The sequence below is a fragment of the Pseudoxanthomonas sp. SGNA-20 genome (assembly GCF_003931635.1).
Taxonomy (GTDB): domain Bacteria; phylum Pseudomonadota; class Gammaproteobacteria; order Xanthomonadales; family Xanthomonadaceae; genus Pseudoxanthomonas.
The window spans coordinates 1-23,923 of sequence record NZ_RRYK01000004.1 but is presented as its reverse complement, the minus strand read 5'-3'; the positions used below and the strand labels follow the sequence as shown (position 1 = coordinate 23,923).

General features: G+C 71.3%; 26 protein-coding genes. 8 read left to right on the top strand and 18 right to left on the bottom strand.

Annotated features, from left to right (window positions below):
• Positions 1-72: 72 nt before the first annotated feature.
• From EIM48_RS15315 to lexA, 7 genes are all read right to left on the bottom strand, one after another.
• Positions 73-708, bottom strand: a complete 636-nt coding sequence (locus tag EIM48_RS15315) for a hypothetical protein (protein ID WP_158675200.1) — start codon at positions 706-708, stop codon at positions 73-75.
• 151 nt (positions 709-859) lie between these two features.
• A complete protein-coding gene (locus EIM48_RS08835) occupies positions 860-1,396 on the bottom strand; it encodes a GIY-YIG nuclease family protein (protein WP_233581673.1) in 537 nt (178 codons plus the stop codon).
• Between the two features lie 86 nt (positions 1,397-1,482).
• Positions 1,483-2,127 (bottom strand): alpha-ketoglutarate-dependent dioxygenase AlkB, encoded by a 645-nt coding sequence (locus EIM48_RS08830; protein WP_125111480.1) that lies wholly within the window; start codon positions 2,125-2,127, stop codon positions 1,483-1,485.
• 28 nt (positions 2,128-2,155) lie between these two features.
• Positions 2,156-5,437 carry an error-prone DNA polymerase gene (locus EIM48_RS08825; protein WP_199728407.1) on the bottom strand — a complete coding sequence of 1,094 codons (3,282 nt, stop codon included), beginning with the start codon at positions 5,435-5,437 and terminating at the stop codon, positions 2,156-2,158.
• Positions 5,434-6,855 (bottom strand): DNA polymerase Y family protein, encoded by a 1,422-nt coding sequence (locus EIM48_RS08820; RefSeq protein WP_125111479.1) that lies wholly within the window; start codon positions 6,853-6,855, stop codon positions 5,434-5,436. Before EIM48_RS08820 ends, EIM48_RS08825 begins: the two co-directional genes overlap by 4 nt.
• A gap of 81 nt (positions 6,856-6,936) precedes the next feature.
• Positions 6,937-7,545 (bottom strand): translesion DNA synthesis-associated protein ImuA, encoded by a 609-nt coding sequence (imuA, locus tag EIM48_RS08815; protein WP_019398626.1) that lies wholly within the window; start codon positions 7,543-7,545, stop codon positions 6,937-6,939.
• Position 7,546: 1 nt separating this feature from the next.
• Positions 7,547-8,185, bottom strand: coding sequence for a transcriptional repressor LexA (lexA, locus tag EIM48_RS08810; RefSeq protein WP_037034608.1), 639 nt, complete (start codon positions 8,183-8,185; stop codon positions 7,547-7,549).
• A gap of 274 nt (positions 8,186-8,459) precedes the next feature.
• Here lexA and EIM48_RS15310 point away from each other — a divergent pair, with 274 nt between their 5' ends.
• Positions 8,460-8,618: a hypothetical protein gene (locus tag EIM48_RS15310; protein WP_156810452.1), complete on the top strand. Its 159-nt coding sequence runs from the start codon at positions 8,460-8,462 to the stop codon at positions 8,616-8,618.
• An 88-nt stretch (positions 8,619-8,706) separates the two neighbouring features.
• On the opposite strand, the gene EIM48_RS08805 is transcribed toward EIM48_RS15310, so the two are convergent.
• Positions 8,707-9,225, bottom strand: a complete 519-nt coding sequence (locus tag EIM48_RS08805; protein ID WP_232207909.1) for a hypothetical protein — start codon at positions 9,223-9,225, stop codon at positions 8,707-8,709.
• Positions 9,226-9,476: 251 nt separating this feature from the next.
• Between EIM48_RS08805 and EIM48_RS08800 the strand changes: the two genes are divergently transcribed.
• Together EIM48_RS08800 and EIM48_RS08795 are read left to right on the top strand one after the other, a co-directional pair.
• Entirely contained in the window at positions 9,477-9,980 is a 504-nt protein-coding gene (locus EIM48_RS08800) for a ferritin-like domain-containing protein (protein ID WP_019398622.1), read from the top strand.
• A 107-nt stretch (positions 9,981-10,087) separates the two neighbouring features.
• Positions 10,088-10,714, top strand: coding sequence for a DUF4142 domain-containing protein (locus EIM48_RS08795; RefSeq protein WP_125111478.1), 627 nt, complete (start codon positions 10,088-10,090; stop codon positions 10,712-10,714).
• A 396-nt stretch (positions 10,715-11,110) separates the two neighbouring features.
• On the opposite strand, the gene EIM48_RS15425 is transcribed toward EIM48_RS08795, so the two are convergent.
• The gene (locus EIM48_RS15425) at positions 11,111-11,419 is read right to left on the bottom strand and encodes a hypothetical protein (RefSeq protein WP_199728406.1); all 309 of its coding nucleotides are present in this window, start codon (positions 11,417-11,419) and stop codon (positions 11,111-11,113) included.
• A 178-nt stretch (positions 11,420-11,597) separates the two neighbouring features.
• Here EIM48_RS15425 and EIM48_RS15575 point away from each other — a divergent pair, with 178 nt between their 5' ends.
• Both EIM48_RS15575 and EIM48_RS15570 read left to right on the top strand, forming a co-directional pair.
• Positions 11,598-12,143 (top strand): MBL fold metallo-hydrolase, encoded by a 546-nt coding sequence (locus EIM48_RS15575; protein WP_233581663.1) that lies wholly within the window; start codon positions 11,598-11,600, stop codon positions 12,141-12,143.
• Positions 12,092-12,481: a hypothetical protein gene (locus EIM48_RS15570; RefSeq protein WP_233581662.1), complete on the top strand. Its 390-nt coding sequence runs from the start codon at positions 12,092-12,094 to the stop codon at positions 12,479-12,481. Before EIM48_RS15575 ends, EIM48_RS15570 begins: the two co-directional genes overlap by 52 nt.
• Before the next feature lie 67 nt (positions 12,482-12,548).
• Here EIM48_RS15570 and EIM48_RS08780 read toward each other — a convergent pair whose 3' ends face one another.
• From EIM48_RS08780 to mgtE, 4 genes are all read right to left on the bottom strand, one after another.
• Entirely contained in the window at positions 12,549-14,063 is a 1,515-nt protein-coding gene (locus EIM48_RS08780) for an MFS transporter (RefSeq protein ID WP_255416933.1), read from the bottom strand.
• Positions 14,063-14,296, bottom strand: a complete 234-nt coding sequence (locus tag EIM48_RS08775; protein WP_028914891.1) for a hypothetical protein — start codon at positions 14,294-14,296, stop codon at positions 14,063-14,065. Before EIM48_RS08775 ends, EIM48_RS08780 begins: the two co-directional genes overlap by 1 nt.
• A gap of 558 nt (positions 14,297-14,854) precedes the next feature.
• Positions 14,855-16,201, bottom strand: coding sequence for an MATE family efflux transporter (locus tag EIM48_RS08770; protein ID WP_125111477.1), 1,347 nt, complete (start codon positions 16,199-16,201; stop codon positions 14,855-14,857).
• A 205-nt stretch (positions 16,202-16,406) separates the two neighbouring features.
• Entirely contained in the window at positions 16,407-17,780 is a 1,374-nt protein-coding gene (gene mgtE, locus EIM48_RS08765; protein ID WP_125111476.1) for a magnesium transporter, read from the bottom strand.
• A 391-nt stretch (positions 17,781-18,171) separates the two neighbouring features.
• On the opposite strand from mgtE, the gene EIM48_RS08760 reads away from it, so the two are divergent.
• Positions 18,172-18,933 carry a spermine synthase gene (locus EIM48_RS08760; RefSeq protein ID WP_028914894.1) on the top strand — a complete coding sequence of 254 codons (762 nt, stop codon included), beginning with the start codon at positions 18,172-18,174 and terminating at the stop codon, positions 18,931-18,933.
• A gap of 6 nt (positions 18,934-18,939) precedes the next feature.
• Here EIM48_RS08760 and EIM48_RS08755 read toward each other — a convergent pair whose 3' ends face one another.
• The 3 genes from EIM48_RS08755 to EIM48_RS08745 all read right to left on the bottom strand — a co-directional run bounded on the left by EIM48_RS08755 (position 18,940) and on the right by EIM48_RS08745 (position 20,296).
• Positions 18,940-19,524 (bottom strand): sulfur transferase domain-containing protein, encoded by a 585-nt coding sequence (locus tag EIM48_RS08755; RefSeq protein ID WP_125109005.1) that lies wholly within the window; start codon positions 19,522-19,524, stop codon positions 18,940-18,942.
• Positions 19,525-19,532: 8 nt separating this feature from the next.
• Positions 19,533-19,862 (bottom strand): thioredoxin family protein, encoded by a 330-nt coding sequence (locus EIM48_RS08750; protein ID WP_026010205.1) that lies wholly within the window; start codon positions 19,860-19,862, stop codon positions 19,533-19,535.
• A gap of 125 nt (positions 19,863-19,987) precedes the next feature.
• Positions 19,988-20,296, bottom strand: a complete 309-nt coding sequence (locus EIM48_RS08745; RefSeq protein ID WP_019397196.1) for a hypothetical protein — start codon at positions 20,294-20,296, stop codon at positions 19,988-19,990.
• A gap of 346 nt (positions 20,297-20,642) precedes the next feature.
• Between EIM48_RS08745 and EIM48_RS08740 the strand changes: the two genes are divergently transcribed.
• Together EIM48_RS08740 and EIM48_RS08735 are read left to right on the top strand one after the other, a co-directional pair.
• The gene (locus EIM48_RS08740; protein ID WP_233581661.1) at positions 20,643-21,116 is read left to right on the top strand and encodes an ABC transporter substrate-binding protein; all 474 of its coding nucleotides are present in this window, start codon (positions 20,643-20,645) and stop codon (positions 21,114-21,116) included.
• Entirely contained in the window at positions 21,113-22,069 is a 957-nt protein-coding gene (locus tag EIM48_RS08735) for a cation transporter (protein ID WP_125111475.1), read from the top strand. Before EIM48_RS08740 ends, EIM48_RS08735 begins: the two co-directional genes overlap by 4 nt.
• A 230-nt stretch (positions 22,070-22,299) precedes the next feature.
• Here EIM48_RS08735 and EIM48_RS08730 read toward each other — a convergent pair whose 3' ends face one another.
• Together EIM48_RS08730 and EIM48_RS08725 are read right to left on the bottom strand one after the other, a co-directional pair.
• Positions 22,300-22,857 (bottom strand): DUF2058 domain-containing protein, encoded by a 558-nt coding sequence (locus EIM48_RS08730; RefSeq protein WP_125109003.1) that lies wholly within the window; start codon positions 22,855-22,857, stop codon positions 22,300-22,302.
• A gap of 73 nt (positions 22,858-22,930) precedes the next feature.
• Complete coding sequence (locus EIM48_RS08725) at positions 22,931-23,797, bottom strand: GIY-YIG nuclease family protein (protein WP_232210979.1); 867 nt, start codon at positions 23,795-23,797, stop codon at positions 22,931-22,933.
• Positions 23,798-23,923: the final 126 nt, after the last annotated feature.

Here is a 23,923-nt window from a genome sequence, read left to right as displayed (position 1 = left end):
TGGCGTTTTCCTGTGGCCGCACGCACCGGTGCATCGCAGGAGCAAGCCAATGCCACGTGGTGACAAGTCCAGCTATACCGACAAGCAGAAGCGCCAGGCCGAGCACATCGAGGACAGCGAGAAGGAGCGCGGCCGCAGCGAGGACACCGCCGAGCGCATCGCCTGGGCCACCGTCAACAAGCAGGACGGCGGCGGCAAGCAGTCCGGGTCGGGCAGGAAGTCCGGCGCGCGCAAGGCAACGAAGAAATCGACGAAGAAATCCGCGGCGAAGAAGTCCGCCGGCGGCGCCAGCAAGGCCGCGAAGAAGGCCACGAAGAAGACCGCAAGCGGGAGCGGCGCACGGAAGTCGACGGCGCGCAAGGCCACCAAGAAGGCAGCGAAGAAGACGACCGGCGCGCGCAAGACCACCGCCCGCAAGAGCACCGCCAGGAAGGCGACCCGCCAGACCGCCACGAAGAAGGCCGCGCGCAAGACCACGGCCCGGAAGTCGGCTCCGCGCAAGAGCGCGGCGAAGAAGGCGGCGAAGAAGACCGCCACGCGCAGGACCAGCCGCAGCCCCGCGAAGAAGGCGACGGCGAAGAAGGCCACCCGCAAGAGCACCGGCCACGCCACGAAGAAGGCCACGAAGAAGTCCAGCGCCAGGAAGGCCACGGCCAGGACCAGCACCCGCAAATCACCCGCCCGCAAGTCGGCGGCGAAGAAATCCACGCGCCGCGCCACGAAGAAATCGAGCCGCTGACCACAGGCCCCTTCGCTGCGGGCCAGGCCAACCCCTCCCCCCCGGGGGGGGGGGGAGGGGTTGGAAAGCGGGCCGGGCTCCTCGCGCCCAGCAGCCTTGCTGCTGGCCACCGCCTGCGAGTCACGACGCTGGCCCGCGATACCAGTCCAGGACCGCCGGCGCCAGCCGCGGTTCCAGTCCGATACCCAGGGCAACGCACGCATCCAGCACGTCGCGCACGTGCTGCTGCGCAGGCGTGGGACCGGCCAGGCCTTCCAGCTCGTCCACCGATAGCTGCACCAGGGTCCACTCGTGCAGTCGGTCCGCGCGTTGTTGCAGCGCCGCCTGTAGCCAGTCGCCCAGTCGATACGTGCGATAGCCACGCGCGCCCAGGGTCGCCACGCGCTCGGCCAGCAGCGCCGACACGCCGCGGAACCACTCGGTATGCCCGCCAGCCGGAACCCGGATCGCCAGTGGCGCCGGCGCGTTGTACCCGCCCAGTCCTGCGCGCAGCTCCAGCTCAAGGTCGCGCGCGTCACGGATGGACTCGGCCTCCACCAGCATCCCGCCTTCCAGGTCGAAGAACCCGAACCAGCGCGGGTGCAGCGCCGCGATCCGCCCCAGCGGATCGGCGGAGAAGCCGATCTTGCAGTGGTCCTCCCAGGCGCAGGGGAACATGTAGGCGAAGCAGCGGCCGTCGATCGCCAGCGCCTGCCCGGTGGGCAACGGGGAGCCGGCAGCCAGCCCGCGGACGCCGGGCGGGCTCACGCCGCCCGCTCCCCCGGACCAGGCACGGATCCGGACGCTCCCACGCCTGCCTGCCAGGAATACCGCGTCCGCGCCGCCTGCGGACGCGCGCGGAACACCACGCCCATGCGTGGTGCGACCGGGCGCGCGGTCTTGGGTATGCCGTGTTCGTGGGTGAGCTGACTGGCATGGCTCATGACCAGCAGGCTGCCCGGCTCCAGGTCGATGCCCAGCGCGCGGCCACCGGCCTTGGCACGGATGTTCATGCGCCGGGCGCTGCCGAGCGAGACCAGCGCCAGCGGTTGTCCCGGCACCAGCTGGTGCAGCTTGTCGTTGTGCATGGCCACGCTGTCGTTGCCGTCGCGGTAGAAGTTCAGGCCCGCGCTGTTGTAGGCACCCGGCGCCACCGCCTGCACGCGTTCCAGCATCGCCGCCAGCGGCAGGCCCTCGGGCACCTCGTGCAGGCCGTACCAGGCCATCAACCGCGGCACGTCGACCACGCGGTCGTACATCGGCCTGCGCGCGGACTGCCAGCGGCAGCCATCGCGCAGCGCCTCGAACCATTCCCGGGCCAGCGCAGGCGGCAGGAACTCCGCCCAGTAGCGGATACCGCCCTCGGCGTCCTCCACCAGGGTCTGCGGTCCGTTGTCGAACAGGTCCATGCCGCCCTCCTGCGCAATGCGCGGTTGATCAGTGGAAATCGCGGGATTCGACCTGCATCCCGCCCAGCAGGTGGCTCAGGTCCTCCAGGTGGGCGGCGATCAGGTGCTCCACGCCGTCCACCCGTTCCCAGCGTCCGCGCACGGCCATCAGCCGCGACTGCAGCAGCGGCTTGCGCTGGCGCACGGCCAGGTCCGGCCACACGATCACGTTGACCATGCCGTGCTCGTCCTCGAGGGTGACGAAGATCGTGCCCTTGGCCGTGGCCGGCCGCTGCCGCTGGGTGACCAGGCCGGCCACGTGCACACCGCTGCCATGGCGGCGCTGCCGCAGCTCGCGCACGCCCAGGATCCGCCGCTGCACCATCTGCGCGCGCAGCAGCGCCATCGGATGCGCGCGCAGGCTCAGGCCGGTGCTGCGGTAATCGGCCAGCAGCTCCTCGCCCAGGCGCGGCGCCGGCAGTTCGATGCGGGTTTCATCCGGGCTGGTATCCAGCAGCGGCCGTTTCGGCTCGATCCCGGCCACCGCCCAGCGCGCGGCATTGCGGTGGCCGGCCAGGCCATCGAGCGCGCCCGCTTCGGCCAGGGCCTGGCGCGCCCTCGCATCCAGTCCCGCACGCCGGCACAGGTCGGCCACGTCGCTGAAGGGACGCCAGCGCCGCGCATCGACGATCGCCTGCGCCGCGCTTTCCGACAGGCCCGCCACCAGCCGCAGGCCCAGCCGGATCGCCGGCTGCCTGCCCTCGCCCAGCGGCTCCAGGGTCGAATCCCAGCTGCTGCAGACCACGTCCACCGGCCGCACCTCCACCCCCTCGCGTCCACCGCGGCCGCGCCGCGCGTCCTGCACGATCTGGCTGGGCGAGTAGAAGCCCATCGGCTGCGAGTTGAGCAGGGCGCAGGCGAAGGCCGCCGGCTCGTGGCGCTTGAGCCAGGCGCTGACATAGACCAGCTTGGCGAACGAGGCCGCATGGCTCTGCGGGAAGCCGTAGGAACCGAAGCCCTTGATCTGCTCGAACAGCTGGTCGATGAACCCGCTGCCGTAACCCTTGCCTTCCATCAGCCGGCGGATCTTCAGGCGGTGCGGCTCCATGTCGCCGCCCCGCCCCCAGGCCGCCATCGAGCGGCGCAGGTGGTCGGCCTCCTCCGGCGTGTAGCCGGCATGGATCACCAGCTCCATCACCTGCTCCTGGAACAGCGGGATGCCCAGGGTGTTGCCGAGGATCTGCTTTACCCCCTCGGAGGGATAGCTAACCAGCTCCTTGCCCATGCGCCGGCGCAGGTAGGGATGGACCATGCCGCCCTGGATCGGCCCGGGGCGCACGATCGCCACCTGCACCACCAGGTCGTAGAACGTCTTCGGCCGCAGCCGCGGCAGCATCGCCATCTGCGCGCGCGATTCGACCTGGAACACGCCCACGCTGTCGGCGGCCTGCAGCATTTCGTAGGTGGCCGGGTCCTCGCGCGGCAGGGTGGCCATGTCCAGGCGCACGCCGCGGTACCACTCCACCAGGTCGAAGGCCTTGCGGATGCAGGTGAGCATGCCCAGCGCCAGGCAGTCGACCTTGAGCATGCCCATCGTCTCCAGGTCATCCTTGTCCCACTGGATGATGGTGCGGTCGGCCATGGCCGCGTTCTCCACCGGCACCACGGTCGACAGCGGCGCGTCGGAGATCACGAAACCGCCCACGTGCTGGGACAGGTGGCGCGGCATGCCTTCCAGCATCGCCGCCAGCGCCAGCACCTTGTTGATGAGCGGGTTGTCCGGATCGAACCCGGCCTCGGACAGGCGCTGGCGCATCGGCGCGGCACCATTGCCCCAGCCGAAGCATTCGGCCAGCAGGCCGATCTGGTCCGGGGGCAGGCCGAAGGCCTTGGCCACGTCGCGCACCGCGCTCTTGCCGCGGTAGCGGATCACCGTGGCCGCCAGCGCCGCGCGCCGCCGCCCGTACTTGCCATACACGTACTGCAGCACTTCCTCGCGGCGCTCGTGCTCGAAGTCCACGTCGATGTCCGGCGGCTCGTCGCGTGCCTTGGACAGGAAGCGCGAGACCAGCAGGCGGGTCTGCGCCGGATCCACCGCGGTGATGCCCAGGGCAAAGCACACCGCCGAGTTGGCCGAGGAGCCGCGGCCCTGGCAGAGGATGCCCTTGCCGCGGGCGTAACGGACGATGTCCTCCACGGTGAGGAAGAACGCCTCGTACTTGAGCTCGGCGATCAGCGCCAGTTCCTCCTCGATCTGCGCGGCCACCTTCGGCGGCACGCCCTCCGGCCAGCGCCGGCGCATGCCCTCTTCCGTGAGCTGGCGCAGCCAGCTGGTCGGGGTATGCCCCGGCGGCACCAGTTCCTTCGGATAGACGTAGCCGGCTTCCTTGAGGTCGAAGTGGCAGCGCCGCGCCAGTTCCACCGAAGCCTGCAGCAGCGGCGCCGGATAGATCGCCGCCAGCGCGCGGCGCGTGCGCAGGTGGCGCTCGCCGTTGCGGAACAGCCGGTCGGCGCATTCGGCCAGGGTGAGGTTGTGGCGGATCGCGGTCAGCGTGTCCTGCAGCACCCGGCGCCGGCGCACGTCCATGTGCACGTCGCCCGCCGCCACCGCCGTCATCTGCAGCCGTGCCGCCAGTTCCTGCAGCCGGGCCAGGCGCGCGGCATCGTCCTGCTCGCGGTGCAGCTCCACCGCCAGGTACGCGCGCTCGCCAAACAGCAGGCGCAGCCAGCGCCCCTGCGCCGGATCGGGTTCGGCGCCCGGCAACCACAGCGCGAACAGGCCGCAGCCCTCGCCTGCCACCTCCCCAGCTTCCACGCCCGGCGGCGGCATGCGCACCACCCGCTCCACGTCGGCGCGCGCGAGCCGGTAGCTGCCCTTGGCCGAATTGCGCCGACCGGTGGTGATCAGCTCGCACAGGCGCGTATAGCCGGCGCGCGACTGCACCAGCAGCACGCAGCGCAGGCCGCAGTCCAGCGCGAACTCGCTGCCCACGATGAGCTTCACCCCGGTGGCGCGCGCTGCCTCCCAGGCACGGACGATGCCGGCCAGCGAGCATTCGTCGGTGATCGCCAGCGCCTCGTAGCCGCACTGCGCCGCGCGCGCGAACAGGTCCTCGGCACTGGAGGCGCCGCGCAGGAACGAGAACTCGGACAGGCAGTGCAGCTCGGCATAGGCCGGCAGGCCGTCTTCGGCGACCGGCGCGTCGTCGTTGGCCGCATCCAGCGCGCCGGCCTCGCGCCGGGCCAGGCGCCAGGCGACCTGGCGGAAGCGCGGCACGCGGGCACCAGGGCTTTCCCGGTCCACGCCGTCGATGGCGTCGTCCCAGCTCATGCGAACCACCCGTGCAGCATCCAGCCGCCCTCGCGCGCGCCGGCGGCACGGAACGCCCAGGCACGCTGGCCGCGCCCGGTGCGCACCACGTAGTAGTCGCGGCGCACGTCGCCCCCGTCCCACCAGCCGCTTTCCAGCCGCTCCGGGCCGGACAGCACCTGCAGGCGCGGATCGTGCAGCGGCACCGGTTCGGGCAGCAGCCAGGTGGGCCGTGGCGGGCGCGGCGGCGCGGCAGGCACCTTCGCCTCGTCGCCGGTCACCCGGCACCAGGCGCGCTCGGGACGCGGATCGCCCTGCGGCGCCACCCGGTACACCGACTCGTCGCCCAGGCGCGCACGCAGGCGCTCGCGCAGCTGCGGCCAGTCCAGCGCCTGCTGCGCGCGTTGCGCGAACAGGTCCTGCATCGCCGGCACGAACGGCGGCAGGTGCCGCGCCAGCAGGCGCATGCCCACCACCGGGCGCTCGATCTCCACCCGATCCAGGCGCCCGCGCGCCAGCTCGAACAGCATGGATGCGCTGCGCTCCGGTGCCAGCAGGCCCACCTCCACGTCGGTATGGCCCTGCTCGTGTTCCAGCCGCAGCACGAAACGCTGCACGCCGCCGTCGCGGATCGACAGGTAGGTGCACAGGTCGCCGACCAGGCGCCGCAGCGGGAACAGCAGCGCGGTATGGGTCTCGACCTCGTAGCCCAGCTCGACGCGTTCGTCGAAATGCTCCGGCGGCTGGTAGCACTCCAGCGGATCGTCGGCTTCGCCATAGAGCTTCTGCAGGTGTTCCAGCAGCGCCTGGCCGAAGCGGCGGCGCAGCGCATCCGATGGCAGCGCGCGCAGCTGGCCCAGGGTGCGGATGCCCATGCGCTGCAGCCGCGTGCCGGCGTCACCGGGCAGCACCGCGCGTCGCACCGGGACACGGTCGAGCAATGCCGGCAAGGCCGCTGCATCCATCACCGCCATGCCATCGCGCAGGCCCGCCAGCACCCGCGCCGCGCGCGGGGTCGGGGCCAGGGCGATGCGATGGCGGAAGCCCAGCTGTTCCAGTTCGCCACGCAGGCGCCGCTCGAACCGCGGCCAGGGTCCGAACAGGCGGAAGCTGGCGCGCGCCTCCAGCACGATGGCCGAGTTCCACTGGGCGCTGACCAGCGAGCTGTGGCGGTAGGCCCAGGCGGCGAGGAAGCGGTGCACGCGCGCCTCGGCCGCGGGGTCGTAATCGACCATCGCGAACTGCGGCAGCAGCGCGTGCGCGGCGGCCAGGCGCATGCCCGGCACCAGCCCCGCTGCCGCCGCGGCGGCGTTGACCGCATGCAGGCTGCGCAGCTGCGCCGGACCGCCGACCAGGGCCAGCGGCGCCTCCGGTTCGGGATGGCGGCGCAGCACCGCGTCCAGCGCCAGCTGCGGCAGCAGGATGCAGGCCCAGAGCATCAGCCGCCCTCCCCGTGCCGGCACCCGGGGACGGGAAGGCCGGCCGGATTCCACGGCAGTTGGACGACATGCAAGGACATGTCAGTGCGCCAGCTGCACCAGCCCCGAGGGCGGCTGCCCGCCCCGGCACTTGAGTACCCGCCAGCCGCCATCCTCCAGCAGCAGCCGCAGCGCCGCGGGCGAGGCATTGGCGGCATGGCGGCGGTCGCGCAGGACGAAGCCGCAGCAGTCACCACTGTCGGCAGCCACCTGCAACCGGCGCAGGGCACGGTCGTCGCCACCCGGCGGCCAGCCCAGTACCGCTGCGCAGGCGCCGCTGCGCAGGCACTGCTCCTGCGCCCACAGCGCATCACGCGGGGAGGCATCGACCACGTGCAGCCCGGCCAGGTCCACGCCGGCGGCCTGCCAGGCCGGGGCATAGGGAATGAACGGTGGCGCGACCAGCACAACGGTGCCGCCGGCGGCAGTCATGCGCGCGATGGTCGGCAGCAGCAGCGCCAGTTCGCCCACGCCGTTGGCCGGCAGCAGCAGCTCGGTCAGCGCGCGCCGCGGCCAGCCGCCATGCGGCAGGCGCGCGTCCAGCGCCGCGTGCCCACTCGGCTCGCCGTCGGCCGGAAGCCGGGCGCTGCGCCCGGCATGCCACAGCGTGCGCGCGGCCAGCAGGCTGTCGATGGCAACGACCTGGGCCATCTCAACCCCTTCGCACCAGGCCGCAGTACACACCTTCGATGGCGAAGTCCTGGCCCGGATGCACCTCGATCGGGGCATGGGCCGGATTGCGCGGCAGCAGGCGGATCCGGTCCGCCCCGCGCTGCAGGCGCTTGATGGTCAGCTCGCCATCCACCCGTGCCACCACGGTCTGGCCGTCGCGGGCCTCGGGGGTGCGGTGCACGCCGACCAGGTCACCGTCGAGGATCCCGTCCTCGATCATCGAATCGCCCTGCACCCGCAGCAGGTAGTCCGGCCGCGGCGAGAACAGGCGCCGGTCCAGCCACAGCGCCTCCCCGCCCTCGCCCACCGGGCCCAGCCGGGCCACGCCCTCGGCGCTGATCGGCAGGCCGGCCGCCACCCGGCCCAGCACCGGCAGCGGCAGCAGGTCCGCCCCGCCGCCGGGCAGCCGCAGCCCGCGCTTGCGGCCCGGTACCTGCTCCAGCAGGCCATCGGCGACCAGCGCCTGGACATGCTTCTGCGCGGCATTGCGCGAGGAAAAGCCGAACTCATCGGCGATCTCCGCCAGGCTGGGCGCCCGCCCCGCGGCCAGTTCGCGACGCAGGAAGTCCAGCACGGCGGCGCGCTGGGGTGGCAGGGAGGGAAAGTCGTTCTGGCTCATGGTGTACATTTGTACACCTTCCGCGTCTCAGGGGGTGAGAGCCGCCAAGAGGCCCGGAACTTTTGTGCAGCGCAGCACAATTTACGCATTTGTCATGTCCAACCCCCTGTTTTTCCACACGATCTGAACATTTGGGCAGGCAGATTCGGACGCGTGTCCACTCGCCGGACACCGCCCGCCGGCAAGGACGCTAGCGGGCGCTCCCGGCGATGTCCGGACCTTCCCCCGACGCGACACGGCAGGAGCGGCGTGCCGCAAGGCCGCCGGAAAGGAGATGTCCCAGATGCTTGCTTCGGAACACGCTGACGCACTCGACCTGGACCGGCTCGAACGCCATCTGCCGGAACTGCTGCAGCAGTACGTACCCGACCCCTCGCCGCTGCCGGCACTCCCCCGCCGCGATGGCGAGCCGGCCCACCTCCCCCTCGGCTAGCCCAGCGCGCTTTCCACGAAGCCGGCCCTGTGCCGGCTTTTTTCTTGCCCGCTCGCGGCCGGCAGGCCCCGCCCGCCGGCCGCCGTGGTCAGGGCCGGGCCAGCTGCCAGTGGCCCCATTCGTCGACCACGCCATCGCCGGCCGAGCGCTGCGCACCCTGGTCGCCGGCATAGCGGTACAGCGGCTGGCCGCGCCAGGTGACCTGAACCCCGTCGGCCCGCTGCAGGCTGCCCACCGTGGTGCCGGCCCCGGCGCCGTCGGTCGCCTGCAGCTGGCCCTGGCCGAGCACCGGCGGCCACACGCCCTCGCAGGCCTGGTCGCACTTGGTGCCGTCGACGTTGCCTTCCAGGTAGTACAGCGAGGCACCGCTGGCATCGACCAGGTGCGGCGCCGGCTCCTGTTCGATCGCCAGCTGCACCACCCGGCCGCTGCCCTCCGGCGAGGGCGAAGCGTCCGGCGCCGGATCGCGCTCGAGCGCCGCGCCGGCGCCGCGTTCGCCGGTGGTGTTGGCACCGTTCTCCTCCGGTGCCGCGGCCTGGTAGCCGCAGGCCGCCAGCGAGATCGCGGCCAGCAGGCCGATGGCCCACGGCCCTGGGGAAACAGGCATGCGCATGTGGATCCTCCTCGTTGGGCGACGCGGCCGATGCCGCATGTCCCATGGAACCGCGGCGCCGCGCATGGCGCGATGAAGGAGGCGTGCAAGCGCGATGAAACGCACGCCACGCCTGCTGAACATCGATTTCACCGGCATTGGACCTGCAGCCAATGCCCACCCGTCCACCATGGTCCACGTTGCGCATCGCCGGCGTGCACCCATTCCACCCATCCCATCCGGCCGCAGACGAAGGAGCATCCGTCATGGCGGTGAAAAACATCGAAGAGCTTTTCATCCACGAGCTGTCGGACATCTACAGCGCCGAGAAGCAGCTGACCAAGGCCCTGCCGCGCCTGGCGCGCGCCGCCGACAACCCGGAACTGGCCGAAGGCTTCCGCCTGCACCTGGAGGAAACCCAGGGCCAGATCGAGCGCATCGACCAGATCGTCGAACTGCTGGACATCCGCCTCAAGCGCATCAAGTGCGCGGCGATGGAAGGCCTGGTCGAGGAAGGCAAGGAAGTCATCGATTCGATCGAGGCCGGCCCGCTGCGCGACGCAGCCCTGATCGGCGGCGCGCAAAAGGTCGAGCACTACGAGATCGCCGCCTACGGCACCCTTGCCGCGCTGGCCAAGCAGCTCGGCTACAAGGAAGCCCTGCCGCTGATCCTCGAGACCCTCGAGGAAGAAAAGGCCACCGACGAGAAGCTGACCCTGCTGGCCGAGCAGGGCGGCAACCAGGCCGCGGCGCAGCAGCGCGCCGCCTGACCGTCCCCGGCCACGGCGCCTGCGATGCTCCTTTCGCCGTGGTCAGCCGGACGCCGGCCACTCTCCCGGCCGGCGTCCGGCCCCTCCTCCCCCGCAACGGAGACCGCATGAACATCAAACGCATCGCCACCCCCGCCCTGCTCGCACTCGCCATCGCCGGCCTCGCCGCCTGCGGCGACCGCAACCGCGACGGTGAGATGGACCCGGGCGTGCCGGACACCTCGGCCGCCGATCCGGCGGCGCAGCCGCCGGGCGCGACCGTCGACCCGGCCATGGGCGACGACCAGGCCACCAGCCCCGCCGAGGCCAGCGCGCTGGGGGTGCTCAACGCCATCAACGAGCACGAGATCGCCGCCGGCGAACAGGCCCTGGCCAAGGGCGTGACCGGCGCCACCGCCGACTATGCGCGGCTGATGATCGACCAGCACACCCAGAACCGCACCCAGACCAGCGCCCTGGGCCCGGACGAGCAGTCGCAGGATGCCCAGGCCCAGCGCCAGAAGGGCGAACAGGAACGCGACACGCTCGACGACCTCGACGGCGAGGCTTACCGCAAGGCCTACGTCGACGCGATGGTGAAGGGCCACACCGAAGCGCTGGAGGCCCTGGACCAGAAGCTGATCCCGGCCGCCGAGCGCGAGGAGGTGCGCCAGCACCTGAGCCTTACCCGCGACCACGTGGCCCAGCACCTGGAGCAGGCCCGCGCCCTTCAATCGGGCACGGCAGGCCAGTAAGAAGCACCCGCCGTTTCGCAAACCACGCCGCGGCGCCTGGCGCCGCGGCTTTTTTTTTGCGTGGTCGGACCAGGCTGATGGCCGCTTCCGGGTCCGTCGACACCACCGTCGACACCCCAGCGCCCGTGGCCCTCCCGCCCCAAGCGCGCGACAAGCAACACCGCCGGTGCGTGGTCGGCCGGGAATCCCCGAACCACCCGCGCACGCACCGGCAACGCTGTCCGGTTCATCCCCCTGCACGCGGATACACCAGCCACATTCCAACGCATAAGCCGATAACGCACGGCAATAACGCGCAACTCCGCGCCAGTGCGCGCAACCTGCTGTTTTGCAAGCTTCCGGCGCGATCGATCGGGGATTTCGTAAAGCAGCGTTCACCGCGCACTGGGCGCCTTGCTAACGCATGCATGCGGACACTGTCGTCGGACCGTGGCACTCCGCCATGGCCTCGAAGAAGGAAGCGCAAAAATGGCCAACCAGCAGAACCAGAACCAGCAGGACCAGCAGCGCCGCCAGGACCAGCAGGGCCAGCAACAGCAGCAGGACCAGCAGGAGCGCCAGAACCAGCAGCAGCAGGACGACCAGCAGCGGGGTCGGCAGAACCAGCAGCAACAGCAGCAGCACGACCAGCAGGGTCGCCAGAACCAGCAGGACCAGCAGCACCGCGGCCAGCAGCGCTGATCCCGGCCGGCTCTCCAGTGCCAAGGGGCCCCCAAGCGGGGCCCTTTCCTTTTGCGCGGGTGGCAACCACCCGCGCGTGATCCCGGGATCACGCCAGGCCATGCGCAAATGCAGTTGGTGCAGCCATCTCCCCGGCGCGGATCGCAACGGCCACCACGTCGGCGTTGCACGCTTCCAGCCTGCAACGCCAAGCGGAGTCGCCATGAAGGTCCACCACCTCAATTGCATCTCCACCTGTCCGCTGGGCGGACACCTGATGGACGGCCGCACCCGCGGCGTGTTCACCCGCGCTTCCCTGGCCTGCCATTGCCTGCTGGTGGAAGCCGGCAACCGCCTGGTCCTGGTGGACACCGGGCTGGGCCTGCGCGACGTAGCGCATCCCCGCGACCGCCTCAGCGCGTTCTTCCTGGGCCTGCTCGCCCCCGACCTGCGCGCGGAAATGACCGCGGCACGCCAGCTCCAGGCGCTCGGCTACGCCCCCGCGGACGTCACCGACATCGTGCTTACCCACCTGGACTTCGACCATGCCGGCGGCCTGGACGACTTCCCCAACGCCACCGTGCACCTGCGCGCGATCGAGGAGGAAGCCGCCGCGCGCCAGCGCACCTGGCTGGACCGGCAGCGCTTCCGCCCGCAGCAGTGTGGGGCTCGCGCGGGCGCTGGCTCGCCTATGACGATGCGCGCACCGAGGCGTGGATGGGACTGGAGGCCGTGTCCGCGCTGCGCGGCCTGCCACCGGAGATCCTGATGGTGCACCTGCCCGGCCATACCCACGGCCATGCGGGCGTGGCCATCCGCGGCGACCACGACTGGCTGCTGCTGGCCGGCGACGCCTACTTCGACGCCCGCGAGATGCACGCCGAGCCCCGCTGCACGCCGGGCCTGCGCTTCTACCAGTGGATGATGGAGAAGGACCGGCGGGCACGCCTGCACAGCCGCGAACGCCTGCGCGAACTGGCGCTGCGCGAGCCGCAGCTCACCCTGTTCTGCTCGCACGACCCGATCCAGTTCGAGGCGCTGGCCGGCCGCCGCCTGGGCGATCCGCGGGTCGGCGCCGGTACCGGCCCGGTCGAGGTGGCAGGCTGATGCATGTCCCCGGGCAGGCCTGGAGCCGCGGCCGGGCACGGCGCGCACGTGGCCTTGCGTGGATGGACTAGGCCTGCGGCCGCGCCTCTACCTTCGGCTCGGTAACCTCGTGGCCGGCCTCGGCGCGGCCCGCCATTTCGGCGCCCGCATCGGGCGCCAGCTTGCGCATCTCGAACACCGAGATCGCCGAGATCACGCCCACGGTGAGGAAGGCGAACAGGAAGGCCAGCGGATCGCCATCGCCGCCGCCGGTGGCCCGTCCGGCCACGCTTAGCGCATAGCCGCCGATGGTCACGCCCAGCGCCAACGATACCTGCTGCGCCACCGCGGCCAGGCTGCTGGCCTGGCTCATGCGCTCCTGGCCGATCTCGGCATAGGCGATGGCATTGATGCTGGTGAACTGCAGCGAGCGGAAGCAGCCACTGGCCAGCAGCACCGAGACCATCAGCCAGTACGGCGTATCGGCGCGGAACAGGCCGAAGCCGGCCAGCAGCGCCGAGGCCAGCAGGCCGTTCCACACCAGCACCGGGCGGAATCCGAACTGGTGCAGGATGCGCGGCGCCACCACCTTCATGAACATCGCCCCGGCGGTGGAAGTGAAGGTGATCATGCCCGACTGCAGCGGATCCAGGCCAAAGCCCAGCTGCAGCATCAGCGGCAGCAGGAACGGCGTGGCGCCGATGCCGATGCGGAACAGCGAGCCGCCCAGCACGCCGGCGCGGTAGGTCGGATAGCGCAGCAGGTCCAGGCACAGCAGCGGATGCGGGTGGGTGCGCGCATGCCGCACGTAGGCGAACACCAGGGCGAAGCCGACCACGATCACCAGCGACGTCGCCGCGCCCGGCATCAACCCGCGGCCGATCGCCGACAGGCCGAACATCGCCAGGCCCAGGCCACTGGCCGACAGCACGAAGCCGCGCCAGTCCATCTTCGCCACCGGCTGGCGCAGGTCCGGCACGAAGCGCCACGCCAGCCACATGCCCAGCAGGCCCATCGGCAGGTTGATGAGGAAGATGAAGCGCCAGTGCGCATAGGTGGTGATCGCGCCGCCCAGCACCGGGCCGAGGATCGGGCCCAGCATCGCCGGCACCGTCAGCCAGCTCAGCGCGCGCACCAGCTCGGCCTTCTCGATGCTGCGCAGCAGGACCAGGCGGCCCACCGGCACCATCATCGCCCCGCCCACGCCCTGCACGAAGCGGCCCGCCACCAGGCTGCCGAGCCCGTCGCTGGCGGCGCAGCACAGCGAGCCGACCAGGAACACGGCGATCGCACCGACGAAGATGCGGCGCGCGCCGAAGCGGTCGGCGACCCAGCCGCTGACCGGGATGAACACGGCCAGCGCCAGCATGTAGGTGGTCAGGGCCAGCTTCAGCGCCACCGGCTCGGTGCCCACGTCGGCCGCGATCTGCGGCAGCGAAGTGGAGATCGCCGTCGAATCCATGTTCTCGATGAACAGGGCGGTGGCGACGATAAGCGGTAGGCGGCGCTGCGGACTCACGGGCCTGCGGGATCGGAGCGGCCCGTCATTGTGGCCGGCGCCACGTGAATGGCACGCGGCCGGCCCTGCGGGGAGGGGCTTGATCAGCCGCCGGCCAGTCCTCCACCGGCGCGGCCCGGCAGCGCGCCGTCGTCCTCCGCGTCCGGGTCCTCCAGGTCGCCGACCTCGCGGTCGATGCCTGCCTGCGGATCGCTGGCCGGGGCCTCCGGCAGCGACTCGCCCTGCCCCGCATCCGGCGGCGTGGTGCGGTTGGACTGCGCGCCGTCGTTGGATTCGTTCGGATCCTTCGCCGGATCCTGGTGGTTGTTCGTGCTCATGGTCTGTCCTCGTGTGTGGCAACGAGGCTACGGCCAGGCGCGTGAGCGGCGCGCAGTGCAATCACCATTCGATGATGCCGCTGCCTGGCGCCCTCTCCCCACCGGGTGAGAGGGCATGTTGGCCCGGCACCGGCGCGAAGAACGCCGCTGATGGCGTCGGCGAGCCGGTCTGGCAGTCCCCTCAAACACCCGCGCCCATGGGCGCGGATCAAACCCAGCCCCGTCCCTTCTCCCACTGGGGAAGGGGGACGGGGGAGAGGGCCGGTTACCAAGGCTGTATCCATCGCGAAGATGGCGTACCCGGTCGCACTCACGAGAACGACGCACGCTTGTAGCCCGGGTAAGCGAAGCGCACCCGGGGATTGCCATCCGCTACCGCAGCTATACCAATGCGACGGCCCCGGATGCGGCCTGCGGCCTTATCCGGGCTACAGGCTTCGCCGAGCGACGGTGGCAGCGCACTTGTAGCCCGGGTAAGCGAAGCGCACCCGGGATCGCCATCGCCGAAGATCGCGCGCCGTGGCGGAAACCCGGATGCGGCCTGCGGCCTTATCCGGGCTACGCGCCCAATTCCGAATCGAGCCCCCGGTAATACGGAACCAACGCCAGCGCCCGCGCGACGACGAACACCACGAACGCCGCCCACAGCCCGTGGTTACCCCACCATGCTGCCGCCGGCCACGCCGCCAGCAGGAACACCGCCACCGACAGCAGCGCGGCATTGCGCATCTGCCGGGTACGCGTGGCGCCGATGAACACCCCATCCAGCTGGAACGCCGCCACCGATAGCAGTACGTACAGCGCCACCCACGGCAGATGTGCCAGCGCCACCGCCGCCACGTCCGGCAGCGTGGTCAGCAGCCGCACCATCGCCCCACCCCCGAGCCACAGGATCGCGGCCAGCATTGCCGCCGTCGCCACCGCCAGCTCGCTGCTCAACCGCACCGCCCGCCGGAAGCGGGCCCGATCGCGCGCGCCCACCGCATGCCCCACCTGCGCTTCGGCCACGTAGGCGAAGCCATCGAGGAAGAACGCGCTGAACGACACCAGCTGCAACAGCAGGTGGTTGGCCGCCAGGGTCGCATCGCCCAGCGCCGCGCCCTGGCGCGCGAACCAGCCGAAGCCGGCCAGCAGGCACAGGGTGCGGACCATGATGTCGCCGTTGGCCGCCAGCGTCCGCCGCAGCCGTGCGCGGTCGCCGATGCGTGCCCAGGGCAGGAACGGCTCGCCGTCGCGATGGCGGGCCCGCAGCATCCGCCACACCACCACCGCGGCGACCAGGCAGGTGGTCCACTCGGCGATGGCCGTGCCGTAACCGATGCCGCGTGCGCCGAGGTCGAGCACGCCGGCCAGGTAGACGTCCAATGCGGCGTTTAGCCCATTGAGCAGCAGCTGCACCGCCAGCAGCGTGCGGCTGCGTCCGAGCCCCACCAGCGCGCCGCACAACGCATACAGCGCCAGCGCCGCCGGCGCGCCCCATACCCGCGCGGCGAAGTAGTCCGCGCCGGTACCCGCGACCGCCGCGCTCGCATCCATCAACGCGAAGTAGCCCGCCACCAGCGGCCACTGCAGCAACCAGATGGCCACGCCCAGGCCCGCGCCCAGCAGCAGCGGCCGCGCCAGCGCCGCGCGCACCTCGGCCTCGTCGCCGGCGCCGGCGGCCTGGGCCACGAAGCCGGTGGTGGCCATGCGCAGGAAGCCGAAGCTCCAGTAGACGAAGTTGAAAAGCAGCGCGCCCAGCGCCAGGGCGCCAAGGTCGGCGGTGCTGCCGTAGCGGCCGATCACCGCGGTATCGACCAGCCCCAGCAGGGGCACCGAGGCATTGGCCAGGATGATCGGCCAGGCCTTGCGGGCGATGGCGGCGCGGGTCAGCGGCGTGGAGCCGGAAGCTTCGGATGCGGACATGCGCGAATGATGCCGGATGGCGGGCGCAGCCCGGACGCGTCCCCAGCGTCGTCCCGTCCTTGGGTCGGGATCCGGTGGCTCCGGGTGGCAAGCAAGGCGGCAGGAAGCCGGGCCATCGACGGCTGCAATGGCGCGGCTTCCAGCGCGCGGGGGCGTGGATGCGGCCTTGCCGGGGCTACGCGGGGCACGGGCTCCGGACAGCCGGCTACAGCAGCGTGCCGCCCAGGATCAGCGCGGCGATGCTGAAATAGATCACCAGCCCGGTGACGTCGACCAGCGTGGCCACGAACGGCGCAGAGGCGCTGGCCGGGTCGAAGCCCAGGCGCTGCAGCACGAACGGCAGCATCGAGCCGGACAGCGAGCCGAAGCCCACGATCCCGACCAGCGCCGCGGCGATGGTCAGCGCCACCATCCCCCAGTGCGGGCCGTAGTCGTACAGCCCGGCGTACTGCCACACGGCAATGCGCACGATCGCCAGCAGGCCGAGGATGGCGCCCAGTACCGCGCCGGTGGGGATCTCGCGCAGGGCCACCTTCCACCAGTCGCCCAGGCGCAATTCGCGCAACGCCAGCGCGCGGATCAGCAGCGAGGTGGCCTGCGAGCCGGAGTTGCCGCCGGAGCTCATGATCAGCGGGATGAACAGGGTCAGCACCACCGCCCGCGCCAGCTGGTCCTCGAAGTGCTGCATCGCGCTGGCGGTCAGCATCTCGCCCAGGAACAGCACGCCCAGCCAGCCGGCGCGCTTGCGGATCATCTCGCCGAAGCCAATGCGCATGTACGGCTTGTCCAGCGCCTCCATGCCGCCGAACTTGTGCACGTCCTCGGTGGACTCGGCGATCAGCGCATCGAGCACGTCGTCCACGGTGACGATGCCCAGCACGTGCCCGCGCGCGTCCACCACCGGGATCGCCAGCAGGTCGTGGCGCCGGATCAGGCGCGCCACCTCCTCCTGGTCCATCTGCGCGTCCACCGCGACCGGCGGCGTGGCCTGGGCCACCTGCAGGATCGGCGCGTCCGGCTCGCCGGTGATCAGGCGGCGCATGGTCACCACCTGCACCAGGGTCTGTTCCCGCGGATCGAGCAGGTAGATGGCGTAGACGGTCTCGCGGCTGCGCTCGACCTCGCGCACGTATTGCAGGGTGCGGCCGACGGTCCAGTCCGCCGGCACTGCCGCGAACTCGGTGGTCATCAGCGCACCGGCGGTGTTGGGCGGGTAGCGCAGCAGCTTGCGGATCGCATCGCGGGTGTCCGGATCCAGCCGCCACAGCAGCTGGTCGCGGTGCTTCGCGTCCAGGCCCTGGAAGATGTCGGTGGCGCGATCATGGGCCATCTGCCCGAGCCAGCCGGCCGCCAGCGCCAAGTCCTGCCGCGCCACCAGCACGCTGGCGTCGCGCAGCTCGGGCTGCTCCAGGAGTTCCACCGCGCGTGGCACCGGCAGCGCCGCGAGCACCGCCGCCGCATCGTCGCGGTCCATGCTGTTGAGATGCTCCACCGCATCGGCGGTGTCGAGCGCGGCCAGGGGTGCAGCGAGGGTGACGGCCGCCGCGCCGGGCTGCCGCAGCAGGATCGGGTTCTTCATCGGGTTCGCCTCGTTTCGGCCACGGGCCGGCGGCAGCGGCGGCGAACCAGTCCCGATCGCTCAGGCGGTCGCCAGCACCGTCAGCGGCCCGGGGCCGGGATGACTGTCGCTGGACATTGGTATCTGGACTCCGAAAGGCGCCTGCATGCCACGTGCGGCGCCTGCGCGAAAGCGTCGCGGAACGACGCACCGGCGGCGTGCCGCCACCGGCGGCGCGCAGTCTGCTCCCGTGCATCGGATGTGGTCAACGGGCCACGGATGCGACGGATCGTCCCGCCATCGTGGTTACCGCCCCGCCCCGCGCGATGCGGCCGCGATGGAGCGGAACTTGAACCCTCCGCCCGGATTGACCAGCATGGGGGTCCATCCACCGCAACAGGAGGAACCCGGATTGATTCCATCCAACGGCCACCGCGCCGGTCTCCGCCTGCATCTCCCGCCGGTTGCACCGGCCGCTTCCAACCACCTGCTCGCCGACGAGCACACCGGTCTGCAGCACGTCGTCGTCACCCGCCACCCGCGCTTCGGGGGCCAGCTCTTCCTCGACGGCGACCTCCAGATCTCCGAATCCGACGTCGCCTACGGCGTCGCCATGACCAGCCCGCTGCTGGCCCATCCGCGCCTGGAACGCGTCGCCATCCTCGGCGGCGGCGACGGTGGCGTGCTTGCCGAGCTGATCCGCACCCTCGAACCGCTGGACGCGCTGCCGTCCGAGCTGACCATGGTCGAGATCGACCCGCGGGTCATGGAGCTCTGCCGCCAGCACCTGCCGGCGCTGTGCGGCGACGCCTTCGACAGCCCGCACGCGCGCATCGTCACCGGCGATGCCTTCGCCTGGATCGCGCAGGCACGCGACCTGGATGCCGTGGTCTACGACCTGACCATGGACCCGGTGCGCGAGGGCCAGTCCCGCGCCGAATTCATCACCGGCATCATCGGCCACATCGCGCGCGCCCTGCGCCCCGGCGGCGTGCTGAGCATGCAGTGCTGCGGCCATGGCCGCGACGATGCCGCCGACCGCGCCCTGCGCCGCGAGGTGCTGCCGCTGATCCGCCAGGCGGTGGACGCGCACTTCGCCGGGCGCTGCGAGCAGGACGTGCTGGTCCCGTCCTACCAGGACCTGTGGACCTTCCTCAGCGCGCGCAGGCGCTGAGCCGGCTCAGCCGCCGTCCGCGCAGGCCGCCACATCGGCGGCATCGGCAATGCAGCGCGCCTGGCGCAGGCGTTGGCGTACCACCGGTTCCAGCCCGGTGAGGCCCCAGCGCCGGCCCTCGTCGATCGCGGCCTCCTCGTCGGCACCGTGCAGCCAGGCCGCGCGCAGGGCCGCCAGGGCCCCCACGCGGTTGCCGCTGGCGCAATGCACCAGGGTCGGCCCCCCGCTTCCGGCCAGCAGCGCGTCGAAGGCCAGCACCGCCTCGCGGTCGATGTCCTGCGGCCCGGCGATCGGCAGGTTGGCGTAGTGCAGTCCGGCCGCGCGCACCGCGGCGGCCTCGTCGAAATCGGGTGTCTCGGCATCGGGCGTGAGGTCGATCACCCGCACGATGCCGGCTGCCTGCAAGGCCGGCAGGTCGGCGGCCTGGATGCGGCCGCCGGAACGGATCCCCTCGGCGGGCGTGCGGAACCGCTCCAGCACCGCGGCCGCTTGCGCTGGCGCGGCGTCCTTCCCGTCGCCGGCCAGCGCCGCGCCCGCCTGCGCAAGCGCCAGCAGCGCCACCCGCGCGTACTTCATCGCGTCCATCGCCATGCCCCCGCTCAGCCGCCCACCAGCGCCGCGCGCAGCGGCTGCAGGTCCTCGCCGGCCACGGGCCGTACCACCCGCGCCAGTTCCTGGCCATCGAGCAGCAGCACCAGGGTCGGCCACAGCTTCACCTTGAACGAGCGTCCCAGCGGCTTGCCGCGGCCGTCCTCGATCTTCAGGTGCTGCAGCTGCGGATGCTCGGAGGCCAGCGCCTCGATCGCCGGCTGCGCCCCCTGGCAGTGCGGGCACCACGGCGCACCGAACTCGAGCAACAGCGGGCCCTCGCGCGCGTCCACCTCGGCGCGGGAAGGCTCGGCTTCCAGGTAGTGGTTGGTATAGGCCATCAACAGCTCCAGCTCGTGCGCAGGTTGCAAAGCGTAGCCCGGATAGGCGTAGCACACCCGTGCTCCGATACAGCCTCCCTGGTCGCGGCATTGCCAGGCGCGTCCCGGCTGCACTCCGATGACGCCTACAGCCGCTCCACCCGCGTCGCCCGCACCAGCACCTCGTCCTGGCGGAAGCGGCGCTCCAGGCCCTTGCGGTAGGACACCCACCAGCCGTGGTCCACGTGGTCGGCCATCACCTCCAGCAGCACCACGTCGTCACGCTGCACGTCGCCCTCGTCGTCCTCCCACAGCCCGACCGCCGGCGAACGCACGAACGCGGTCACCCCGCCGAAGCGCTCGGCCAGCGCTGCGCGGACCTCGTCATACAGGGCCCGCGGGAACGCCTGGCCATCGTTGTCGCGCAGCGGCAGGAACAGCTGGATCAGGTGCATGGATGGGGCCTGGCTTTGGCCGCAGGCTCCCACCGCGGGTGTTGCCGGCATGTGATCCAGTGCCCGTCGGCCCGCGCACCATCCCTCAATGTCGCCCCGGGGTGAGCCGGGGCCCGGTGGCGTTCCAGGACCACGGGGAGGGGGGAAGCCGGGTGCGCTTCGCTTCCGGGCCCTGCAAGAGCGTCGCCTTCAAGGTGGCGGGGCCGTGCCGACGGCACGGGCGTCGTGCGCCTGGAGGACGCGGGTGCGCGCGGCCGAAGGCCGCATCCGGGACGCCAACACCGGCAAGCCCCAGACTCCGCCGACCTGACATCGCGTTCACCCCGCAGCGCCCATAAGAGCGTCCATGCATCGCATCCCTGCCCTGGCATGCGTGGTGGCGCTGGCCGCTCTGGCCGGCTGCGGCCCGTACCCGCGCGATGCCGACGATCTCAGCCGGCAGGCCGCGCAGGACGCCATGCGCGTAGGCGCCAGCGACGATCCGCCGTGGGTACGGATCGCGCCCGACGGCAGCGTTTCCGGCCCGGAAGCGGAACTGGTGCAGCGCTTCGCCGCCGCGCATGGCTACCGCGTGGAATGGAAGCCCGGCGGCCACGACGCGCTGCTGGGCGAGCTGGAACACGCGCGCCTGCATGCGGTGATCGGCGGCTACCACCCCGACTCGCCGTGGCAGCCCAAGGTCGGCTGGTCGCGCCCGCTGGGCCTGCGCGCCGGGGTCGACGGTCCCATGCCCGAGCGCCGCGTCGCCCTGCCGCCCGGGCAGCCGGCCTGGCACCTGTCCTTCGACCAGTACCTGGTGGACCAGGAGGGCGCGCAATGAACCCCATCGCCCCGCGCCCGCCGGCGCGCGAGCTCCCCGGCGAACAGCGCCGGGCCCTGCGCCGCGCCGAGCACCTGTGCTGGTGGACGCTGCTGGTAATGGGCCTGGTCGCGACCATGATGTACTTCGTGATGGGCGGCTCGCAGGCGATGAAGACCGCGCTGGTCGAGGACATCCTCAGCCTGGTGCCGCCGGTGGCCTTCCTCGTGGCCAGCCGCTTCCGCCGCAAGGGCGTGGACGCCGAATACATCACCGGCCGCGAGCGCGCGTTCGACATCAACTTCCTGATCTCGTCCGTGGCGCTGACCGGCGTGGGCCTGGCCCTGGTCTACGACGGCCTGCATACCCTGCTCACCGCCACCCGCCCGTTGGTGGGCACGATGGTGTTTGGCGGCCACGTGGTGTGGCAGGGCTGGATCATGATGGGCGCCATGGTGGTCTCGGTGGTGCCGCCGGTGATCCTGGGCCGCAAGAAGATGGAGCTGGCCGAACAGCTGAGCCTAAAGCCGCTGCACACCGACGCCGACGTGGGCAAGGCCGACTGGATGACCGGCCTGGCCGGCATCGCCGGCGTGGCCGGGATCGGCATGGGCTGGTGGTGGGCCGACGCGGCCGCGGCGCTGTTCATCGCCGGCAGCGTGCTGCACGACGGTGCCAGCAACCTGCGGGCCGCGGTGCGCGACCTGCACGACGCCCGCCCGCAGAAGCTCGACCGCAGCGATCCCGATCCCCTGCCCGGCCAGCTGGCCCGTGCCGTCGCCGACCTGCCCTGGGTGCATGGCTGCGCCGTGCGCCTGCACGAGGAAGGTTTCCATCTTTCCGGCATCGTGTTGCTGGACAACGCCAGCCTCAGCGCTGCGCAGGCCGAAGAGATCAGGCAGCTCGCACGGTCGATGAACTGGCGGGTCGACGCGGTGGACGTGGCCCTGCGTGGCACCCGGAGCCACAGCTGAAAACCGGGGTCAGAGTGCAATTTCGCAGCGAGGCCAGCCAAGCCTCTATACCGGTCCTCTCTCTAATCCCCCTGCCGTGGCGAAAGCGGCTCACTCAGACCTGGCCGTCTCATCCCGGACTACCAGATGAGAAAATGCACTCTGACCCCGGTTTTCACCGCCGGGCTGACAGCTCAACCGCCATCCCGAAAGGCACAGCGTGAAATCGCACTCTGACCCCGGTTTTGGGCTTACCAGATCAGGTCGTCCGGCACCTTGAACTGGGCGTAATAGGCGTCGTCCTCGCTGGTCGGCGTCTCGGCGTCGGCCTCGGCCTGGCCGTGGTCAAGCACCACCAGCTGTGGCGCGCGCGCCAGCACCTGGTCGGCGGCCACCCGCGGCAGCAGGTCGTAGCTGTCGCCGGAGGCCACGATCACCAGCGCGCCGGCGGCGAGCTTGCGGCGCTGGTCGGCGTCGATCAGCAGGGTGCGGATCGCGCCGTCGGCGGTGAAGCGGTACTCCGACTCGCCGCTGCGCGGCACCTTGCGCTCGCGGATGATCTGCCGCGCCTGCGCCAGCATTTCCTTCTGCTGCGCCTGCAGCTTGCGCTCGGCCTCCAGCGCGCGGTCGCGCTCGGCCTTCTCGGCCCGCGCACGCTGCGCCTCCAGCTCGATCTCGCTGGGGCCGGCCCCGCCGCCCTTGGCATTGCGCGCCTTGGCCTGCTCGCGCGCCACCTGCGCCACCTTGGACTTCTTGACCAGCCCGGCCTTGAGCAGCTGTTCCTGGAGGGGGTTGATGGCCTTGGCCATGGCGGGCACCGCGTGTTCTGAAAGGCGGATCAGGATACCCGCCCCGAGGCCGCGCTGCCGCAGGCAGCAAGGATCAGTTGTCGTTCAAACCGTAGGGCGCGCGGGTATGCAGGCGCTGCTTCCAGTGGCCTTCGATCTCGATCACCTCGGCCGCAGGCATATCCGGTCCGACGCGCTGCAGGATCGAGAACTCCAGGTTCTCCTTGCGGCATCCGCGCAGGAGCTTGTTGCCGCCGTGTCCGTCCTTCGCGTATCCCTGCCAGCGGCCGAGGATATTGTCCGCGCCGTAGGCCGATCCGACGTAACCCTTTCCGGATTGACGGTCGAAGATGTAGTAGATGCCGCGCCACTGGCACAGCGCCGCCTTCCAGCTCGTCGGCAGTACCGCCAGCTCCTCCCAGCGCAGCACCAGCTGCTGCCAGTCCGGCACCTTGCGGACCAGCATGCTTTCCTCGTGGATCGCCCGAACCGGGATGACGTTGCGATCCGCCCAGCGCCACCAGGAACGCTCGATACCAGGCCAGGTCAGCACCAGCCGGCCCTTCCACGCCGCAAGCACCGGCTCCAGCTGCAAGTCGAAGCGCACCAACGATTCCCGCCCCGGCACAGCGCATCCGAGCGCAAAAAGCTCCTGCATGTGCGGCGTGGCCTCCAGGGCCTCCCGGCTGACGACCTGCGCCCCAGCCACGCGATAGATCCCCACAAAAAGCGCAGCACCGGCCTCATGCCCTATCAGGGAAACCAGGTAAGTGGCCCGCTGCAAGGCGGCCTCCACCCGCGGGCCGTGCTGGCTCTGGTAGGCGTTGTAGAGGTCGTGGCGATCGGCGGCCAACCATGGGAGCACTTCGCGGAGCGTCTTCTCCGCGGGCCGGTGCCGCATCACCAGGGTGGCTTCCGGATCGATGCCTGCCTTCCCGAGCAGATCGTTGAGATCGATCAAGCCACCCGTCCCCGTCAATTCCATGCTCATCCCCTGCCCCCGTGTGCTGCGATTGGCCGGCAGCATTCTTCGGGAGCCAGCAAGTCGTCAACAGGTATCCGGAGCAGCCAAAGAAGGCCACCCGAA

What these genes read in the sequence shown, in the direction of transcription:
- EIM48_RS08745 (WP_019397196.1), bottom strand. Translation starts at nt 20,296, where the DNA reads ATGCACCTGATCCAGCTGTTCCTGCCGCTGCGCGACAACGATGGCCAG.
- mgtE (WP_125111476.1), bottom strand. Translation starts at nt 17,780, where the DNA reads ATGAAGAACCCGATCCTGCTGCGGCAGCCCGGCGCGGCGGCCGTCACC.
- EIM48_RS08795 (WP_125111478.1), top strand. Translation starts at nt 10,088, where the DNA reads ATGAACATCAAACGCATCGCCACCCCCGCCCTGCTCGCACTCGCCATC.
- EIM48_RS08775 (WP_028914891.1), bottom strand. Translation starts at nt 14,296, where the DNA reads ATGAGCACGAACAACCACCAGGATCCGGCGAAGGATCCGAACGAATCC.
- EIM48_RS08800 (WP_019398622.1), top strand. Translation starts at nt 9,477, where the DNA reads ATGGCGGTGAAAAACATCGAAGAGCTTTTCATCCACGAGCTGTCGGAC.
- EIM48_RS08825 (WP_199728407.1), bottom strand. Translation starts at nt 5,437, where the DNA reads ATGAGCTGGGACGACGCCATCGACGGCGTGGACCGGGAAAGCCCTGGT.
- EIM48_RS08755 (WP_125109005.1), bottom strand. Translation starts at nt 19,524, where the DNA reads ATGGCGATGGACGCGATGAAGTACGCGCGGGTGGCGCTGCTGGCGCTT.
- EIM48_RS15575 (WP_233581663.1), top strand. Translation starts at nt 11,598, where the DNA reads ATGAAGGTCCACCACCTCAATTGCATCTCCACCTGTCCGCTGGGCGGA.
- lexA (WP_037034608.1), bottom strand. Translation starts at nt 8,185, where the DNA reads ATGAGCCAGAACGACTTTCCCTCCCTGCCACCCCAGCGCGCCGCCGTG.
- EIM48_RS08805 (WP_232207909.1), bottom strand. Translation starts at nt 9,225, where the DNA reads ATGCCTGTTTCCCCAGGGCCGTGGGCCATCGGCCTGCTGGCCGCGATC.
- EIM48_RS08830 (WP_125111480.1), bottom strand. Translation starts at nt 2,127, where the DNA reads ATGGACCTGTTCGACAACGGACCGCAGACCCTGGTGGAGGACGCCGAG.
- EIM48_RS15570 (WP_233581662.1), top strand. Translation starts at nt 12,092, where the DNA reads ATGGGACTGGAGGCCGTGTCCGCGCTGCGCGGCCTGCCACCGGAGATC.
- EIM48_RS08835 (WP_233581673.1), bottom strand. Translation starts at nt 1,396, where the DNA reads ATGTTCCCCTGCGCCTGGGAGGACCACTGCAAGATCGGCTTCTCCGCC.
- EIM48_RS08740 (WP_233581661.1), top strand. Translation starts at nt 20,643, where the DNA reads ATGCATCGCATCCCTGCCCTGGCATGCGTGGTGGCGCTGGCCGCTCTG.
- EIM48_RS08820 (WP_125111479.1), bottom strand. Translation starts at nt 6,855, where the DNA reads ATGCTCTGGGCCTGCATCCTGCTGCCGCAGCTGGCGCTGGACGCGGTG.
- EIM48_RS08770 (WP_125111477.1), bottom strand. Translation starts at nt 16,201, where the DNA reads ATGTCCGCATCCGAAGCTTCCGGCTCCACGCCGCTGACCCGCGCCGCC.
- EIM48_RS08730 (WP_125109003.1), bottom strand. Translation starts at nt 22,857, where the DNA reads ATGGCCAAGGCCATCAACCCCCTCCAGGAACAGCTGCTCAAGGCCGGG.
- imuA (WP_019398626.1), bottom strand. Translation starts at nt 7,545, where the DNA reads ATGGCCCAGGTCGTTGCCATCGACAGCCTGCTGGCCGCGCGCACGCTG.
- EIM48_RS08735 (WP_125111475.1), top strand. Translation starts at nt 21,113, where the DNA reads ATGAACCCCATCGCCCCGCGCCCGCCGGCGCGCGAGCTCCCCGGCGAA.
- EIM48_RS15310 (WP_156810452.1), top strand. Translation starts at nt 8,460, where the DNA reads ATGTCCCAGATGCTTGCTTCGGAACACGCTGACGCACTCGACCTGGAC.
- EIM48_RS08750 (WP_026010205.1), bottom strand. Translation starts at nt 19,862, where the DNA reads ATGGCCTATACCAACCACTACCTGGAAGCCGAGCCTTCCCGCGCCGAG.